The organism is Dactylosporangium sp. NPDC051485, from assembly GCF_040682015.1.
In the GTDB taxonomy this organism is placed as follows: domain Bacteria; phylum Actinomycetota; class Actinomycetes; order Mycobacteriales; family Micromonosporaceae; genus Dactylosporangium.
This window is the reverse complement of the sequence record NZ_JBFAZW010000011.1, coordinates 61,758-75,357: the sequence shown is the minus strand read 5'-3', so window position 1 is coordinate 75,357 and position 13,600 is coordinate 61,758. Positions and strand designations below refer to the sequence as shown.

Sequence of the window (13,600 nt, the reverse complement as noted above, 5' to 3'; positions counted from 1 at the left end):
AGCCGGGCACCGCGGACATCGGGCCGGCGATCACAACTGCGCGGGCGACGGTAGCCCACGGGCGTAGTTCCGCGGACCGACGAAACCGCCCCTGACCGGCGGCTACCATCGGCGCCATGGCACCCCGTCCCGCCGCCCCGAGGCGACGCCCCGTGCTGGCATGGACGGGGTTCGTGCTCTCGCCGCTGCTGTTCGCCGCCTGGATATTCGCCGGCGACCCGCTGCACATGCCGTCCTACGTCATGCCGGTGCTGGCCATGGCGCTGCTCGGGGGCGTGCTGTGGCGACGGCCGTTCGCGGCGCTGGCGATGCTGCTGGTGTTCGTGCCGCTGCTCGAACTGGTTGCGCGGCCCGAGCTGCAGGAGGGTGTCCGCACCGACATGCGGCTCGTCCTGATGGTGGCGGTCGACCTCGCCGTCGCCTTCGTCACGGCGAACAGCCGTCGCCGGGTCTCCGTGGTCACCGCCGCCGGGGTACTGCTGGTGCAGCTCTGCGTGGCCGTCACGTTCCAGATCCGGCCGGCGGACATGCAGGACTGGGCGTTGCAGTACGTCCTGGCCATGCTCGCCGCGTGGTTCATCGGCAACAACGTCCGGCAGCGCCGCGAGTTCGCGCAGGCCCGGATCGCCGAGTCCGCGCGGTCCGCGGTGCAGCAGGAGCGGCTGCGCATCGCGCGGGAGCTGCACGACATGGTCGCGCACAGCATCGGCGTCATCGCGATGCAGGCCGGCATGGGGCGGCGGGTCATCGACAAGCGGCCGGACGAGGCGCGCCAGGCGCTCGCGGTCATCGAGGACACCGGCCGGGAGACGCTCGCGTCGCTGCGGCGCATGCTCGGCACGCTGCGGCGGGCCGAGCCGGAGCCGGGCGCCGTGCCGCTCGACCCGGCGCCGGGCCTCGCCGACCTCGACCGGCTGGCGGCACGCTCCCGCGACGCGGGGCTGCACGTCGAGGTCAGCGGCGGCGCGGACGAGCGGCCGCTGCCGCCGGACGTCGACCTCTCGGCGTACCGCATCATCCAGGAGGCCGTCACGAACGTGGCCCGGCACGCGGGCACCACCCGCTGCGACGTCCTCGTCGAGCGACAATCCGGCGCGCTCGTGATCGAGGTGGTCGACGACGGCCGGGGCGGCGACCCGGGCGGGGGCGGCTACGGCATCCCCGGCATGCGCGAGCGGGTCGCGCTCCTCGGCGGCGACTTCGCGGCCGGCCCGCGGCCCGAGGGCGGCTTCCGGGTGGCGGCCCGCATCCCGATCCCGGCGGACACGCCATGACGGCCGGTCCCGCGGTCCGGGTGCTGCTCGTCGACGACCAGCCGCTGATCCGCAGCGCGCTGCGGGTGCTCATCGCCGACGCCGACGACCTGGAGGCGGTCGGCGAGGCGGGCTCCGGCGAGGAGGCGGTGCGGCTGGCCGGCGAGACCCGGCCCGACGTCGTCGTCATGGACATCCGGATGCCCGGCATGGACGGCATCGAGGCGACCCGGCGGATCACCGCCGCCCCGGCCGCGCCGCGGGTGCTCGTCCTGACGACGTTCGACGACGACGAGTACGTCCACGGGGCGCTGCGCGCCGGGGCGAGCGGCTTCGTCGTGAAGGACATGGCGCTCGACGACATCCTCGCCGCGATCCGGGTCGTCGCCGACGGCGACGCGCTCATCGCGCCGCGGGTCACCCGGCTGCTCATCGAGCGGTTCCTCGCGCCGGTGCGGCCCGCGGCGCGAGCGCGCCTGCAGCTGCCGGCCGTCACCGGCCGCGAGCGCGAGGTCCTCACGCTGATCGGCCGCGGCAGGTCGAACGGCGAGATCGCCGCCGACCTGCACATCACGGTGGCCACCGTGAAGGCCCACGTCGCCCGCCTGCTGACCAAGCTCGATGCCCGCGACCGCGTTCAGCTGGTCATCATCGCCTACGAGTCCGGCCTTGTCGGTTAGTACCGCAGCCAGGTCAACGGCACCCGCCCGCGGTCGCGCCGCGGACGGTGCTGAAGAAGTCCCAGATCACCTGCGTGGCCGACGGAGTGACGTCGTCGCCCTGCGGCCAGTCGTGGCTGCCGCCCTGGTAGACGGCGAGCTGGACGCACCGCCCGGTGCCGCACCGCACCCACGTGCTGGTGGTCAGGCTGCCCTGCGCGCGGGTGTTCGGGCTGCCGGAACAGCGGTTCGCCCGCCGGTACTGGTCCACCTGCCCGTCGACGGTGGGTTGGGTGTAGCCGCCGATGGTGTGGGGGGTTCCGCCGGGGCCGATGGTCAGTTCCGGGTCGCCGGTCGCGGCGATCTCGAGCAGTGCCGCCGGCGCCGGGTTCGGGCACGGCATGGAGCTGACGGCCGCGTACGTCGCGACGGCCGCGAAGCGTCGGGGCACCGCGCACGCCATGCGCAGGGCCATCTTGCCGCCGTTGCTGTACCCGACCAGGAACACCCGGCCGGGGGCGGCGTCGGGCTGGGTGCCGAGCACCTTGTCGACGACGGCGGTGAGGAAGGCGACGTCGTCGACCGCGGCGGCCTGGGCAGCGCCGCAGCAGTTGCCCGCGTTCCAGGACTGGCCGACCCCGGCGGGGTACACCAGGATCGCCGGCCCGGTCACGTCGGCGAACCCGCTGCGCTGCCGCTCATAGTCCGGCGTGACACAGCAGCCGTGCAGGCTGACCAGCACCGGCAGCCGGGCCGCACCGGCCGGCCACGGACGGACCAGCAGGTAGCTGCGGTTCAGGCCGTTCACGACGATCGGGACGGTCGCCTGGGTCCACCTGACGGGCGGTCCCGGCGACGTTCGGACGGACGGAGCGCGAGAAGTGGTCAGGGCCAGGCACACGACCGCGACGAGCGCCACCGCGGTGGGCAGTGGTCGCCTCCGGGGCATCGGTGCCGGCCCGATGGTCAGTACTGCAGCCTGGGGTCGTCGTACTGCTTGAACTCCAGCACGTTGTTGGACGGGTCGGCGAGGAAGATGGTGCGGTGCTGCTCGGCGGTGCCCTCGAACCGCGTCGCGGGTCCGGACAGGACTCGCACCTTGCGGTACTCCACCAGCTGCAGCAGCCGGTCGAAGTCCTCGGCGCGGGCGAACGTGACACCGAAGTGCCGGGGATACTCGGCGGGTTCGGCGGCCACGGCGGCGGCGTCGAGGTGGCACACGAGCTGGTCGCCGAAGAAGTCGAACGTGACGCGGTCGTCGTAGCGGCGGGCCAGCTTGGCGCCGAGGCCGAAGACGTAGAAGCGCACCGCCTCGTCGAGATCGTGGGTGGGCACCGCGATGTGGAAGGCGTCGTGTGCGGATCGCATGGATGGTCTCCTCGAGAGTCTCAGGGAACGGGGCTCGACGGGACGGTGGCCACGTGCAGCAGGGTGTCGCCCCGCAGCCCGCGGCGCAGCGTCTCTGCGCCGAGGACGTCGGCGGTGGCGACGTTGCCGAGGTTGACGCCGGGGCCCAGGGCGGTGATGAGCTCCACCTGGAGCGTCTTGGTCGGCGCCTCGAACATCACCCGCTCGGTGTCGACGTTGTCGATCACCGCGTCCAGGACGTCCCGGCGCAGGTGCCCGTCGGCCCGGGCGATGCCGCTGCGGCCGCTCTCCCGAGCCTCGGTGACGACCATGAAGGCGCCGGCGTCGAGATCCTCGCGCATCGCGTCGACCCACTGGGCCGGGGTGAGCCGCGCCGAGCGGTCGGCATCCTTGAAACCGACCTCGGACAGGACGGGGCGGTACTGCGACATGCGCCGCACGTGCTCGGCCTTGCCGCGCTGGTCCAGCGGGATGGTGCCGTTGGACACCTCGATGTGCGTGGCGCCGGTGCGCCGGACCAGCTGGAGGTACTCGTCGAGCTGGCCGGTCCACAGCTGGTGCTCGAACAGCGTGCCACCGAAGTAGAACCCGATGGCGGCGTCCCGCAGCACCCCGGCCTTGCGATCGAGGTCCCGGGTGACCAGCGCCGTGCCCCAGCCGAACTTGACCAGGTCGATGTAGTCGCCGTGGCTGGCGACGAGATCGGTGAAGGCACCGGTGGGCAGCCCGCCGTCGATCACCATCGTGATGCCGGGTGACGTTCGCATCGCATCCTCCTCGAGGGTCATACCCGGGTACCGCGCCGAGGGCGGCCGGTCAGCGCCAGGCTCAGCGGCGTGCGCAGCGCGACCGCCACCGCCGACCAGCACGCCAGATAGATCAATGGGACGACGGTCATCGCGACCGCGGTGACGAGCGGGCCGGGCTGGCGCTGCGCCACGGCGGTCAGGCCGGTGGCCGCGCACACCGCCAGCAGACCCTGCAGCAGCAACGGGTGAGCCAGGTAGACCCCGAACGAGCCGTCCGAGGCGGAGCGCACCAGGCGCCGGCCCGGTGCCCGCCGGTGCTGCCAGGCGACGCCGCAGGCCAGGAACGCCCACGCGACGGCGACGCTCTCCACCACGACGACGGGCTGGAACACGGCGCTGGCGACCACCGGGGGCTGCCCCAGTGCCGACGCCTGCACGAAGAAGACCGCGACGCCAACAGCGACGGCGAGCGCGCATCCGGCGAACACCCACCGCACCCGCTGGAGGGTCCACCGCATCAGCGTCTCCGCGTGCCACGCCGCCACGCCACCGGCCACGACGAACCCGAGGTAGCTGGGCAGGTACGCGCTGGGGTCGCCGAGCCCGGGCACCCATCCCCGCTGTACGGCGGTGTAGCAGCCGACCTGGTAGACGGCGGCGCCGGCCAGCAGCCATCCATGCCTCCCGCGAGTGGCCGTCAGCAGCCGGCGCAGCAGCGGGAACACGAGGTACACCTGCATCGTCACCAGCAGGAAGTACAGGTGGTAGTGGGCGGCGCCGGTCAGCAGGTCCCTCCCGAACCCGGCCAGCGCCCGCCCGGCCGGCCGCAGCGGCTCGCCGCCGGCGAGGAAGTACACCGCGCTCCACACCAGGTACGGCGCGAAGACCAGCAGGTAACGCTTGCGCCAGAACGCCCACCAGCTCGACGGCGCGCGATCGCGGTAGCTGTAGACGAGCACGAACGCGGTGAGCAGGAAGAAGACCTCGCGGCTGACGTGCAGCACGATGAGCGGCGCGCCGTTGGACAGCGTCACGCCGCCGGGCTGCTGGGCGAGCACGTGGACGGCGATGACGAGCGCAACGGTCAGCACCCGCACGACGTCGACCGGGTCGAGGTGGGAGGGTGGCGCCGGCGCCTGGGCGGCCGGTTCGGCGTCGGGTGCCGTGCGCAGACCGGCGAGCGGCCGCGACGACCCGCTCACCGGCCACCGCCCGGGACCGGCCCGCCGGCCAGGGCCGCCACCTCGGCGCGCAGGGCCCGGCGCAGCACCTTGCCCGTGGGGCTGGTCGGCAGCTCGGCGGTGACGGTGATGGCGGCCGGACACTTGTGGCGGGGCAGCCGCTGGGCGCACAGCCGGTCCAGCTCCTCGACCAGGCCCGCTTCCGGGCGGTGCGGCCGGAGCATGACGAACGCGACCGGCACCTGGCCGAGCCGCTCGTGCGGCGCGGCGACCACGGCGGCCGAGCCGACCGCGGGATGGCCGAGCAGGACGTGCTCCACCTCCTGCGGGTGGAGCTTCTCCCCGCCCCGGTTGATCACGTCGTCGGCGCGGCCGACCAGGTACACGTAGCCGTCCTCGTCGCGGAACCCCAGATCGCCGGTGGGCAGCCACCCGTGCGCGTCCCGGGCCGACCGGCTCGCTTCCGCCCCGTGCCCGGTCAGCTCCAGATACCGGTCGGTCACCTGCCGGCCGCGCAGGACGACCATGCCCTGCGAACCCGGCGGGACGGGCCGGCCGTCCGGGCCGGCGACCGCCAGCGCGACCCCGACCGGCAGCCCGACGGAGCCGGTGCGCCGGGCGGAGACGTCGAGCGGATCGGCGGTGATCTGACCGGCCGCCTCGGTCATCCCGTACGTGTTCAGCACCGCGACGCCGGTGTGCGCGGTGAAGGCATCCTGCGTCGAGACGGGCAGCGGCGCCGATGCGGAACGGACGAAGCGCACCCGCGCAAGGGTCGCCTCGGGTGGCACGGGCTGTGCGGCGAGGGGGCCCAGCATCGCCGGTACGGTGTTGAGCCAGGTGGGTGACCATTCCCCCACCCGCGACCAGTACGCGTCGGGCTCGAAGCGCCGATCCAGCACCAGCGACGCGCCGCTGACCAGCGCCGCGAGCAACCCCATCACCTGCGCGTTCACGTGGAACAGCGGCAGCGCGCTGTAGCCGCGCTGCCCCGGCCCGAAGCGGTGATGCCCGGCGACCCGCCGCGCGGCGTGCAGCAGTCGCGCCTCCGACAGCGGGACGCCCTTCGGCTCGCCCGTCGTGCCGGACGTAGCCAGCAACACGGCCGGACGCAACGCGGCACCGGCACTCGGCCGGACGCCGGTCGGCGCCACGCCCACCGGCACCGGCGCGGCGCGCTCCGCCGCCCAGATCTCCGCCCCCGCCAGCGGCGAGGCGAGCGGCGCGTCGGTGACGACGACGTCGACCCGCAGCCGGGTCAGCAGATCGTCCAGCGTCGGCGTCGGCAGCCGGGGGTCGACGGGCACCACGGTGAGACCGGCGGCCAGCCCCCCGAGGTACGCGGCGGCGAAGACCAGCGGGTCGGCGACGACCAGGCCGACCCGCGCGCGCGGCGGCAACCGGCGCGCGGCGGCCAGTTCCCGGAGCCGTTCGGCGTACGCGGCCAGCGCCGGCCACGAGATCGCGTCGCCGTCCGCGCCGGTGATGAACGCCGGCTCCTCCGGTTGCGCCTGCGCTCGTACAGCCAGCAGTCGAGCTACCACCGCCATGCGTCTCGCCACCGTCCTTTGTCACCTTCGGGTGAGTTCGGCGCCCAGGTCGTCATTGCTGTTGGCATACAAGGGTTTGCGATCCAGCCGCGGCCATACCCAGCGGCGAGCGCTGCAATCGCGGGCCGCCTCACAGCAACCTCACGGTCGCCGGGCGGCGGCGTGGACGGACGTGTTGGCTACCGTTGAGCCATGTCCGCGGCACTGCCGCCGCTCGACGAGACATCTCGAGGCGTCGGATCCCGTTGGTCAGTGGCGTCCCGCCGCCTGCTGCGCGGCCGGGATGGGGATCCGTTCTGGGCCAGGCCCGCGCTCGCCGTCCTGCTCGTCGTCGCCGCGGTGTTGTACGGGTGGGGGCTCGGCGCGTCCGGGTGGGCCAACTCGTTCTACTCGGCGGCGGCCCAGGCCGGCTCGATCAGCTGGAAGGCGTGGTTCTTCGGGTCGTTCGACGCCGCCAACTTCATCACGGTCGACAAGACGCCGGGCGCGTTGTGGGTCTGCGGCCTCTCGGTGCGGCTGTTCGGGCTCAACCCGTGGAGCATCCTGGTGCCGCAGGCGCTGGAGGGCGTGGCGACGGTCGCATTGCTGTACGCGGCCGTACGCCGGTGGTTCGGGCCGGGCGCGGCGCTGCTGTCCGGTGCGGTGCTCGCCACGACCCCGGTGGCGACGCTCATGTTCCGGTACAACAACCCCGACGCCTTGCTCATGCTGACCCTCGTCGCCGGCGCGTACGCGATCGTGGGTGGCGATCGTCGAGCTGACGCCGGCCCGGCACCGCCCGTACGTCGGCGGCTCCACCGACAACAACGTCCTGCAACTGGCCCTTGGGTACAACGGCCTCGGCCGGCTCACCGGGAACGAGATCGCCGGCTTCGACGGGCGGCGCTTCGGCTTCGGCTTCGACGGGCCCGGCTGGGGCCGGATGTTCGACGCCGCGACCGGCGGACAGATCGCCTGGCTGCTGCCCGCCGCCCTGCTGCTGTGCCTGGCCGGCTTCGCGCTTTCCGGCAGGAGCGCCGCGGCACCCACGCAGGCCGGGCGGTGGCGGGCCGCATACGCGCTGTGGGGCGGATGGCTGGTGGCGACCGCACTGGTCCTCAGCCTCATGCACGGCATCTTCCACCCGTACTACACGCTGGCGCTCGCCCCGGCGGTGGCCGCGCTGGCCGGCATGGGCGCACACACCCTCTGGCGACTGCGCCGCGACCGCGCCGGCGCGAACCTGCTGGCCGCGGTGGTCGCCGGGACCGCCGTCTGGTCCTGCGTGCTCCTCGATCGCAGCGCCGCCTTCGATCCGTGGCTGCGCGCCGTGGTCGCGGTGACCGGACTGCTCGCGGCGGCGGCGCTGGCACTGTCGGCGCGCCCGGCTCGTCGCGACCGCCGCCCAACGGCGCTGCTCGCGCCGCTCGCCGCGGCCACCGCCCTCGTCGCCGTCCTCGCCGGCCCGGTGGCGTACTCCCTGCAGACCGTCGCGGCGCCACGGTCCGGCCCGCTCGTATCGGCGGGGCCCGCCGTGCCCGGGGCCCGCGCCGGGCGGCTCGGCGGCATGGACATGGCGCGACTGCTCGTCTACCGCGCGCCCGACCCGCGGGTCCGCGCGCTGCTGGCGCAGAACGCCGGCGCGTACACCTGGGTCGTCGCGACGGTCGGCTCCCGCGGTGCGGCGACCTATCAGCTGGCCACGGGGCGGCCCGCGATGGCGGTCGGTGGCTTCAGTGGCACCGACCCAACGCCGACGCTCGCGCAGTTCCAGCGGGATGTCGCCGCCAAGCGGATCCACTACTTCATCAGCGATCCGTTCGCCCGCGCCTTCGGCGGCACCCGCGTGAGCGACAGCGCCCAGATCGCCGGCTGGATCCAGCACCACTACCCGGCCGCCACGATCGACGGCGTCACCATCTACGACCTCTTGAGGTGAGGCGGTGACCGATGTCCGGCCCCGCGCGCGATCGGCCAGACGCGATCCTCGCCACCGCCGTCGCCGACCTCGAGGGCATCGCGCGGCTCGTCCGGGAGGCGATCACCGGCAGGCCGTCGCTCACCGCGCTGCGGGCCCAGTTCGGCCGCGGCCCGCTGCCGGCCCCTGCGTGGCTGGGTCACCGCCGCGCACTGACGAGGCGGTGATCCCATGAACCGATTGCACCGCAGCACCATCTGGGCCGTGGTCGCGGTGCTCGTCGGCCTCGTCCTGGCCACCGGCGCCGGGCTCTTCGACGGCGTACCGCTGCTGAACCCGGCCGCGGCCACCGCGATCGAACTGCTCGGCCTCGCCGCCCTGGTCGCCTCCTGGTCCCGCCGGGACCCGCGCTGGCTGACCCGCACGCTGCCGCTGCTGTGGGGCTCGGCGCTGACGCTCACCGTCGCGACCGTGGTGACCCTGCGGGTGACCGCGACGATCCGCGACCGCTACCCGCCGGTCTTCGCCGTCTGGTTCGCCCTCGCCGTGGCGGCCATCGCCGGCGTGCCGCTCGCGCTGGCCCGCCCGGGCCTCGTGCGCCGGATCGCCGCCGTGTGCGCGGTGCCGCTGATGCTCGCCGGCGGCCTGCTGCTCGTCGATCAGGTGTATGCCGTCTGGCCCAAGGTCGGCGACCTTCTTGGGCACACGAACGCGCTGGGCGGAGGCGCACTCGACCGGGCGGTGCGGGCGCCACGGCCGTCCGTGCGCGAGCGGGGCCTGCTCGGCGAGTACGACATGCCGGCGACGGTCTCGCATTTCCAGCACCGGCCCGGATACGTGTACCTGCCGCCGGCCTACTTCACCGCCGAGCGCCCGAACCTGCCCGTGGTGGTGGTGCTGGCCGGCGTGCCGGGCTGGACCGGCCAGTGGCCGCAGGCGGGCGGGGCGGTGACCACCGCCGCCGGCTACGCCGCCGGTCACCACGGAGTCGCGCCGGTACTCGTCTTCGTCGACCAGAACGGCGGGACGTACCGGGACACGGAGTGCGTCGACGGGCCGCTCGGCAACGCCGAGACCTTCCTCGCCGCCGACATCCCCGCGTTCGTCACCGGCACGCTGCACGTCCGGCACGACGCCACGGCGTGGGCCGTCGTCGGCTTCTCCGAGGGCGGTACCTGCGCGACCGACATCGTGCTGCGCCACCCCGGCGTATTCCGGCACCTCGTCGACCTGGGCGGTGAGGCGCGGCCGACGCTGCGCGGCCCGCGCACGACCCTGTTCACGCTGTTCGACGGCTCCGCCGCCGCCGAGCGCGCCCACGACCCCGTGCACCTGCTCGCCACCCGACGGTACGACCAGGTCAGCGCCTGGTTCGCCGCGGGAGCCGACGACCCCAGGGGGATCGTCGCCGCCCATCAGCTCGCGCAGGCCGCGGCCGCGGCGGGGGTCACATCCCACGAGTTCACCGGCGACGGCGGGCACAACTGGCAATTCGCCCGCACGGCCTTCGCCCAGGTCCTGCCACAGCTCGCCCAGGGTCTGGGGATCCGCTGACAGGGGCGTGCGCCGCTGCAGCACCACATCGGTCGCCGCCCCGACGTAGGCTCAGAGAGGTGTTCTGGTGCGAGTCATTGAGCCGAAGGGAGGCGAGCGCAGTGGATTCCGGTCCCGACGGATGTTGTCCGCCGACTGGTGTTCTTCATCGTCCTTGGATCGCTCGCGGCACCCGCCGGCCAGGCTCTCCGCTCGGACGTACGGCGCAGTCCCCTCGTTGAGCGACGCGTGCACCAGCGCCGGCTCCGCCGGTGTGTGCCGCCTCAGTCCCGTCCCGGGCGGGAAGGGGATGCACTATGGCGGGAACGCACGCACGTACCGCCAGCGGGCAGACGGCGTTGGATCCCACGCACACCGGCGAGATCCGGGGCGCGCTGGGCAGCATCGCGGCGCACGACACCGGCGACCGGCCCGGGCTGCCGGCCAGGCTGAAGACCCTCCTGGCGATCGTCGGCCCCGGCCTGATCGTGATGGTGGGCGACAACGACGCCGGGGCGTTCGGCACCTACACCCAGGCCGGGCAGAACTACGGCACCCGCCTGCTGTGGACGCTGCTGCTGCTGGTGCCGGTGCTGTACGTCAACCAGGAGATGGTCCTGCGGCTCGGTGCGGTGACCGGGGTGGGGCACGCCCGGCTCATCCTGGAGCGCTACGGCCGGTTCTGGGGCGCGTTCAGCGTGATCGACCTGTTCGCGCTCAACGCCCTGACCATCGTCACCGAGTTCATCGGGATCAGCCTCGGGCTGGGTTATCTCGGCCTGCCCAGGATCCCCGGGGTGCTGCTGGCCGTCGCAGCGGTGATCGCGGCGGCGAGCACCGGCTCGTTTCCGCGGTTCGAACGGGCCTGCCTCGCCCTGGTGGCCGGCTCCCTGGCGCTGGTCCCGGTCGTCGTCATGGCCCACCCGCCCCTGAGGCAGGTCGGTCGCGACCTCGTCGTGCCGGGCCTGCCCAGCGGCGAACCGTCCACGGTACTGCTGCTGATCATCGCGATCGTCGGTACCACCATCGCGCCGTGGCAGCTGTTCTTCCAGCAGTCCTACGTGATCGACAAGCGGATCACGCCCCGGTTCATCCGCTACGAGAAGGTCGACCTGTGGATCGGCATCGTCATCGTCGTGGTCGGCGCCGCGGCGATGATGTGCGCCGCCGCGGCCGCGTTCGCCGGCCGGGCCGGGTACGGACAGTTCACCGACGCGGCCGGCGTCGCCGCCGGTCTGGGCCGATACGTCCACGAGGCGGCGGGCATCCTGTTCGCGATCGCGCTCATCGACGCGTCGATCATCGGCGCGGCGGCGGTCGCCCTGTCCACCTCGTACGCCATCGGCGACGTGCTCGGCCTCAAGCACTCGCTGCACCGCACGGCGCGGCAGGCCAAGCCCTTCTACGCGGTGTTCGCCGCGCTGCTGCTGCTCTCCGCGATCATCGTGGTGCTCCCGGGCTCCCCGCTCGGGCTGCTGACCGAGGGGGTGCAGACCCTCGCCGGCGTGTTGCTGCCCTCGGCGACGGTGTTCCTGCTGCTGCTGTGCAACGACCGCGCGGTGCTCGGGCCATGGGTCAACGGCCGGGCCACCAACCTGTTCACGTCGGCCGTCATCGGCGCGCTCGTCATGATGTCGGTCGTCCTGACCGCCAGTGTCCTCTACCCGGGTATCACCCTGGCCCAGATGCTGGCCATCCTCGCCGCCGGCGCCCTGCTCGGCGTGGCCGGCGCGGCCTGGCTGATTGCCGCGCGCCGCCGCCACCCTGCCCGGGACACCGTGCCGATCGAACGCTCGCAGCGGGAGTCGTGGCGGATGCCGCCGCTGGCCCTGCTGGAGCGGCCGCGCCTGTCGCCCGGGCGCCGGCTGGGCCTGGCGGTACTGCGCGGCTATCTGATCGTCGCCGTCGCGCTCGTCGTGGTCCGGGTGGCCCAGCTCGCGCTGGCACACTAGAAGCTGAACCCGCCAAAAGGGGTCCTCCTCATGCCCTCCGCCCCCGATCCCGCCCTCACCCGAAGACTCGTGCTGTCCCGGCTGCTGAGGACCGCCGCGATCGACGCGCGCGGCCAGCGACTGGGACGCCTGGTCGACGTCATCGTCCGGCTGCCCGCCGAGGGCGGCTACCCGCCGGTCACCGGCCTGGTCGCTGAGTTCGGCCGGCGGCGGGTCTTCATTCCCGCAGCCGTGGTGCGCGCCTGGCGGCCCGACCGCGTCGAGCTCGTCAGCGCCCGCGTCGACCTGCGCGCCTTCCAGCGCCGCGAGGGAGAGGTGCTCCTGCACGCCGACGTGCTGGGGCACCGCCTGCTGGACACCACCACCGCCCGGCTGGTCCACGCCCACGACATCGAACTGACCGCCGGCCCGTCCGGCGTCTGGGTGCTCTCCGGTGTCGACGTCCACCGCCTGCGCTGGCTGCACCGCCCCGGCCACCATCCGCGCCATCCGTTTCGCGACTGGCTCGGGTTCGAGCCGCTCATCGGCCACCAGGCGTCCCTGCACATTCGCCACCCCCTGGTCCGGCTGCGCCGCCTCAGGGCCGCCGAACTGGCCGACCTCCTCGAGAACGCCTCCGCACCGGAGCAACGCGAGATCCTCACTCAGGTCCACACGGACCCCGAGCTGGAGGCCGACGTCTTCGAAGAGCTCGACGAGGACCAACAGAGCCACCTGCTCTCGGGCCGCAGCGACGCGGAGGTCGCCGAGGTGATCGCGCACATGCGCGCCGACGATGCGACCGACGCCGTCGCCGGGCTGCCGCAGGACCGCCGCCGGCGGGTCCTGGCGCTCCTGCCCGACGATCGCCGGGCCACGGTCACCTACCTGCTGCACTACCACGCCGCCACCGCCGGGGGCCTCATGGGCGTGGACGTCCTGGCCCTGCCCGAGGACGCCACCGCGCGGCAGGCGGTGCAGGCCGTCCGCAACGCCACCGCCACCCAGCCCGAGGCCCTCGCCAACCTGTACACGGTGAACCCCGGCGGGCGCCTGACGGGCACGATCGGTCTGGTCGCCCTGCTGCGGGCCGACCCGGCGAGACCCCTTCGGGCCATCGCCGAGCCGGACCCGGTCACGGTCACCGCGGACGCCGACCAGATCGAGATCGCCACCTTGATGGCCGACTTCAACCTGAGCACCCTGCCGGTGGTCGACGACGACCGCCGCCTCATCGGCGTGATCACCATCGACGACGTCCTCGACGAGACCATCCCCGACAACTGGCGCCGCCGCGAGCCCGCCCCGCACCACCACAACACCGCCGCCTGATCCCACGCGATCAGCCGGGCAGCACCGGCACGAGCGGCGGGTGAGCCGCTGTCGCGAGCGACGCCACCCACGACGACCGCTGCTTCGCGCGGGACAAGTTCACGCGGCCGCCGTATTACTCCCACATCAGGCGCCGTCGCTGCAGAA

11 protein-coding genes and 2 pseudogenes are annotated in these 13,600 nt (G+C 73.6%); 8 read left to right on the top strand and 5 right to left on the bottom strand.

Features of this window, described 5'->3' with window-relative positions; all coding sequences use genetic code 11:
* The first annotated feature begins 116 nt into the window (after positions 1-116).
* Positions 117-1,274 carry a histidine kinase gene (locus AB0M46_RS08655; RefSeq protein ID WP_363333903.1) on the top strand — a complete coding sequence of 386 codons (1,158 nt, stop codon included), beginning with the start codon at positions 117-119 and terminating at the stop codon, positions 1,272-1,274.
* Positions 1,271-1,933, top strand: a complete 663-nt coding sequence (locus AB0M46_RS08650) for a response regulator transcription factor (RefSeq protein ID WP_363333901.1) — start codon at positions 1,271-1,273, stop codon at positions 1,931-1,933. The genes AB0M46_RS08655 and AB0M46_RS08650 overlap by 4 nt, the downstream gene beginning before the upstream one ends.
* Before the next feature lie 13 nt (positions 1,934-1,946).
* Here AB0M46_RS08650 and AB0M46_RS08645 read toward each other — a convergent pair whose 3' ends face one another.
* From AB0M46_RS08645 to AB0M46_RS08625, 5 genes are all read right to left on the bottom strand, one after another.
* Positions 1,947-2,720: a PHB depolymerase family esterase gene (locus AB0M46_RS08645; protein ID WP_363333899.1), complete on the bottom strand. Its 774-nt coding sequence runs from the start codon at positions 2,718-2,720 to the stop codon at positions 1,947-1,949.
* A gap of 158 nt (positions 2,721-2,878) precedes the next feature.
* On the bottom strand, positions 2,879-3,280 hold the full coding sequence (locus tag AB0M46_RS08640) for a VOC family protein (protein ID WP_363333897.1): 402 nt from the start codon (positions 3,278-3,280) through the stop codon (positions 2,879-2,881).
* Positions 3,281-3,300: 20 nt separating this feature from the next.
* The gene (locus AB0M46_RS08635) at positions 3,301-4,047 is read right to left on the bottom strand and encodes a phosphosulfolactate synthase (RefSeq protein WP_363333895.1); all 747 of its coding nucleotides are present in this window, start codon (positions 4,045-4,047) and stop codon (positions 3,301-3,303) included.
* Positions 4,048-4,064: 17 nt separating this feature from the next.
* Positions 4,065-5,231 carry an acyltransferase gene (locus tag AB0M46_RS08630; protein ID WP_363333893.1) on the bottom strand — a complete coding sequence of 389 codons (1,167 nt, stop codon included), beginning with the start codon at positions 5,229-5,231 and terminating at the stop codon, positions 4,065-4,067.
* Positions 5,228-6,772, bottom strand: coding sequence for an AMP-binding protein (locus tag AB0M46_RS08625; RefSeq protein WP_363333892.1), 1,545 nt, complete (start codon positions 6,770-6,772; stop codon positions 5,228-5,230). The genes AB0M46_RS08630 and AB0M46_RS08625 overlap by 4 nt, the downstream gene beginning before the upstream one ends.
* A gap of 180 nt (positions 6,773-6,952) precedes the next feature.
* Here AB0M46_RS08625 and AB0M46_RS08620 point away from each other — a divergent pair.
* The 6 genes and pseudogenes from AB0M46_RS08620 to AB0M46_RS08595 form a co-directional block, all read left to right on the top strand.
* Positions 6,953-7,438: pseudogene (locus AB0M46_RS08620) on the top strand (glycosyltransferase family 39 protein); the annotation flags it as partial.
* A 64-nt stretch (positions 7,439-7,502) separates the two neighbouring features.
* The gene (locus AB0M46_RS08615; protein WP_363333891.1) at positions 7,503-8,678 is read left to right on the top strand and encodes a hypothetical protein; all 1,176 of its coding nucleotides are present in this window, start codon (positions 7,503-7,505) and stop codon (positions 8,676-8,678) included.
* Positions 8,679-8,707: 29 nt separating this feature from the next.
* Positions 8,708-8,845: pseudogene (locus AB0M46_RS08610) on the top strand (glycosyltransferase family 2 protein); the annotation flags it as partial.
* A 43-nt stretch (positions 8,846-8,888) separates the two neighbouring features.
* On the top strand, positions 8,889-10,211 hold the full coding sequence (locus AB0M46_RS08605) for an alpha/beta hydrolase-fold protein (RefSeq protein ID WP_363333889.1): 1,323 nt from the start codon (positions 8,889-8,891) through the stop codon (positions 10,209-10,211).
* A gap of 296 nt (positions 10,212-10,507) precedes the next feature.
* Complete coding sequence (locus AB0M46_RS08600; RefSeq protein WP_363333887.1) at positions 10,508-12,142, top strand: NRAMP family divalent metal transporter; 1,635 nt, start codon at positions 10,508-10,510, stop codon at positions 12,140-12,142.
* Positions 12,143-12,172: 30 nt separating this feature from the next.
* Positions 12,173-13,453, top strand: a complete 1,281-nt coding sequence (locus AB0M46_RS08595) for a CBS domain-containing protein (RefSeq protein ID WP_363333885.1) — start codon at positions 12,173-12,175, stop codon at positions 13,451-13,453.
* Positions 13,454-13,600 lie beyond the last annotated feature (147 nt).